The organism is Bathymodiolus platifrons methanotrophic gill symbiont, assembly GCF_002189065.1.
GTDB lineage: Bacteria > Pseudomonadota > Gammaproteobacteria > Methylococcales > Methylomonadaceae > Methyloprofundus.
Window position 1 is genome coordinate 1 of sequence record NZ_BDMN01000010.1, and the last position, 3,572, is coordinate 3,572.

The 3,572-nt window shown below is 39.5% G+C and carries 4 protein-coding genes; 1 reads left to right on the top strand and 3 read right to left on the bottom strand.

What is annotated here, in order from left to right; translation table 11 throughout:
• Window positions 1-302 precede the first annotated feature (302 nt).
• Window positions 303-812: a DUF2062 domain-containing protein gene (locus CDZ78_RS00465; protein ID WP_087868185.1), complete on the top strand. Its 510-nt coding sequence runs from the start codon at window positions 303-305 to the stop codon at window positions 810-812.
• Between the two features lie 169 nt (window positions 813-981).
• Here the strand turns inward: CDZ78_RS00465 and lolD are convergent, their stop codons facing one another.
• Genes lolD through fur form a run of 3 tightly spaced genes read right to left on the bottom strand, consistent with a single transcriptional unit; the run spans window position 982 to window position 3,352 of the window.
• Window positions 982-1,662, bottom strand: a complete 681-nt coding sequence (gene lolD, locus CDZ78_RS00470; RefSeq protein WP_087868186.1) for a lipoprotein-releasing ABC transporter ATP-binding protein LolD — start codon at window positions 1,660-1,662, stop codon at window positions 982-984.
• On the bottom strand, window positions 1,655-2,902 hold the full coding sequence (locus tag CDZ78_RS00475; RefSeq protein WP_087868187.1) for a lipoprotein-releasing ABC transporter permease subunit: 1,248 nt from the start codon (window positions 2,900-2,902) through the stop codon (window positions 1,655-1,657). Before CDZ78_RS00475 ends, lolD begins: the two co-directional genes overlap by 8 nt.
• 39 nt (window positions 2,903-2,941) lie before the next feature.
• Window positions 2,942-3,352 (bottom strand): ferric iron uptake transcriptional regulator, encoded by a 411-nt coding sequence (gene fur, locus CDZ78_RS00480; protein WP_087868188.1) that lies wholly within the window; start codon window positions 3,350-3,352, stop codon window positions 2,942-2,944.
• Between the last annotated feature and the right edge of the window lie 220 nt (window positions 3,353-3,572).

Sequence of the window (3,572 nt, forward strand, 5' to 3'; positions counted from 1 at the left end):
ACTGAAGTTTCCCAATTATTGAGTAGCTGAAATACACAATGCTGGTGTATCGAGGTTTATTTTAGGTGGTTTTGCCATGTTTATAGCAAACCCCTACTTAATTCCCCTTAGGCAATAGCATTTGAAACGAATGAAAAGACTATTTTTTTCATATAGTTGTAGCATAGTTTCAATTTTACCATAAATAATTATTGGGAAACTTCAGTTTATAAACAGTTTAACTTTCCTTCTGTGAGGAACTGAATAATTACCTAAAACCTGCTACACTTAAATCACTTGTATATTAATGGATATTAGTAATCATGCCAAAAAAGCTTATAAAAAAATACATGCCTTCCCCTGAATCCATTAAAGGAAATAAAAATCTTCGTTTTCTGGGAGATAAGTTACATGATCCAAATCTTTGGCATTTAAACCGGCGCTCCGTTTCCGCTGCCTTTGCAATTGGCCTTTTTGCTGCCTGGATCCCCACCCCGGGTCAGATGATGATTGCAGCAGCCATTGCTCTATACTTCAGTGCTAACCTACCGATTTCAGTTGCATTAGTCTGGATTACTAACCCTTCAACCATGCCCCCTATGTTTTATTTTGCTTATCGCCTAGGGTTATGGAGTTTACACCAGCCACCACCGGCTGCTGATTTTGAGCTTTCACTGGAGAGTCTTACTTCAGGTTTAAGTGATATAGGCGGGCCTTTTCTTATGGGCTGCCTGATACTCGGCATTATTTCATCAATAGTGGGTTACTTTGGTATACGCTTATTCTGGCGCTGGCATGTTGTCAAACAATGGCGTGCGCGTTCTGAAAGATAGCAGTAGCCTAGTCAGCATCCAGTAAGTGAAGCTAATAATATGGCAAATATAAGTAGCAAGCAAGGTAAAAAGCCCTGGTACTATAAATCCTAAATAACCGAGAAAACTGGGGAGTAGGCTTTAGCCTACACACAGGCGATTCATGTAGGCTAAAGCCACGCCCTATAGGTTAATCAACAATCAAACCATCAGCCATATGCAACACTCTATCCATGCGCCCGGCTAAATCTGGATCGTGCGTAACAATCAAAAAGCTAATTTTCAATTCCTGATTTAATTCCAGCATTAGCTGATAAATATTTTCAGCTGTTTTGCTGTCCAGATTTCCAGTTGGTTCATCCGCTAAAATACACTTAGGCTTATTAATTAAAGCTCGTGCAATTGCCACTCTCTGTCGCTCACCACCTGATAATTCTCCTGATTTGTGCTTAACTCTATGTTCCAGACCAACTCGCTGTAGAATTTCATCAGCAGTCTTTTTAGCTTCTGTAATTGAACTGCCCCCAATCAAGGCAGGCATCATCACATTCTCTAAAACAGTAAACTCAGCTAAAAGATGATGAAACTGATAAATAAAGCCTAGCGACTGATTTCTAATTTTAGATAACTTAGACTGACTGACTTTCTTTAAATTTACACCATCCAGAATAACCTCACCACTCGTTGGTTTTTCCAGCCCACCCAGTAAATGCAATAAGGTACTTTTACCTGATCCTGATGTACCCATAATGGCAACTCGCTCCCCAGAAGACACTGAAAAATCGACACCTTTTAAAACTTCAACATCTAAATCACCCTGTTTATAGCGTTTAGTTAATTGATGGCACTGTAAGATAATGTGATTACTCATAACGAAGTACCTCCGCTGGATTGACCCGCGAAGCTTGCCAAGCAGGATATAAAGTTGCTAGCAATGATAATGCAAAGGCAACGGCAGCAATAACATACACATCCTCCCATACCAGCTTAGAGGGCAAGCTACTAATATAGTAGACATCAGCCGCCATAAAATTAACCCCGAAAAACTCTTCGATAGCTGGAACTATAGTCTCGACATTTAAAGCCAATAAAACTCCACCTACAGTCCCTAAAGCAGTACCTATCAGACCAATAATGGCACCTAAGACAATAAAAATACCCATGACTCCCATGGGTGTTAAACCTTGCGTTTTTAAAATAGCAATATCCCCACGCTTATCAGTCACCACCATAACCAAAGTAGAAACAATATTAAAGGCAGCAACAGCAACAATTAATAATAAAATAATAAACATCACCCGCTTTTCAGTTTTAATTGCATGAAAGAAATTACTATGCGCCTGAGTCCAGTCACTGACAAAATAATCACCATATAATTTACGTGCCAAATCATGGGTAATTTGCGGTGCATTAAATAAATCATCAAGCTTTAAACGTAAGCCAGAGACATTGTTATCCATACGAAATAATTTCGCTGCATCATCAATATGAATAATCGCCATATTACGGTCATATTCATACATCCCCACCTCAAAAATACCAATCACAGTAAAACGTCGTAATCGAGGAATAATTCCAGCAGGCGTTGAATTAACTTGTGGGCTAATCACCGTTATTTTATCCCCCATCCTGGCTCCTAAATAAGTCGCCAGCTCAGCACCTAATACAATCCTATACTTACCTGACTGCAAGTCCGTTAACTCACCTGCTTTCATCTTCTCACCAACCTCAGAGACTGCTGACTCTTGTTCTGGAAGAATACCCCGGAGCAAAGTTCCACTAACCCTACGCCCAGCATTAACCATTACCTGACCACGAACAAAGGGAGCGGCCCCCTGTACATGCGGAAGACCTTTAACTTTTTCTTTTAAAACAGGCCAGTTATTGAGCTCACCACCCCGACCAGTAATAGTGGAATGTGCAGTCATGCCTAAAATACGTTGGCGTAACTCACTATCAAAACCATTCATCACTGAAAGAACGGTAATAAGAGCAGTAACACCTAAGGCAATTCCTAAAACCGAGGTTAAAGTAATAAAAGAAATAAATTGAGTACGACGTTTCGCGCCCGTGTAGCGCAAGCCGATTGATAAAATAAGCGGTTTAAACATATAAAATATTGTGAAAATCAGAAGGAAAAGTGCATTTAATTATTTACATTTGGGACATAAACCATACAAATATAAACTATGATCAGTAAGTTCATAGCCTAAGTCCTTGGCTATCTGACTCTGACGATCCTCAATAATATCATCAGTAAACTCATCTACTTTTCCACATTTAACACAGACAACATGGTCGTGATGTAGTCCTTTATTTAATTCAAAAACTGAATTGCCGCCTTCAAAATGATGTCGAGTTACTAGACCAGCAGCTTCAAACTGAGTTAGCACACGATAAATAGTAGCTAAACCAATTTCTTCATTTTCACTTAATAAAATCTTATAGACCTGCTCTGCATTTAAATGGCGCTGATTGGTTTTGCGCTCCATAATTTCCAAAATTTTCACTCGAGGTAAGGTCACTTTTAAACCAACATCTCGTAATTCTTGTGTTTCCACTTTGTTTTTACTCCTGTTAAAAATTCAGACGCCAATAGAAACGAAAATAACCCGCTATTGTATAGCTGAAGTTTCCTAGAAATTCATCAAGCGACCATGCGTAACAAAACGGTTACCACCGAATTTACAGGGGAGCTGCTGTATTTGGGGCAAACCCTTTCAAAATCCGGGTCCAAAGCAGCTTCGGCAATGATACGCCGGATATCTGAAAAGGCAAAAC

What these genes read in the sequence shown, in the direction of transcription:
- CDZ78_RS00465 (WP_087868185.1), top strand. Translation starts at nt 303, where the DNA reads ATGCCAAAAAAGCTTATAAAAAAATACATGCCTTCCCCTGAATCCATT.
- lolD (WP_087868186.1), bottom strand. Translation starts at nt 1,662, where the DNA reads ATGAGTAATCACATTATCTTACAGTGCCATCAATTAACTAAACGCTAT.
- CDZ78_RS00475 (WP_087868187.1), bottom strand. Translation starts at nt 2,902, where the DNA reads ATGTTTAAACCGCTTATTTTATCAATCGGCTTGCGCTACACGGGCGCG.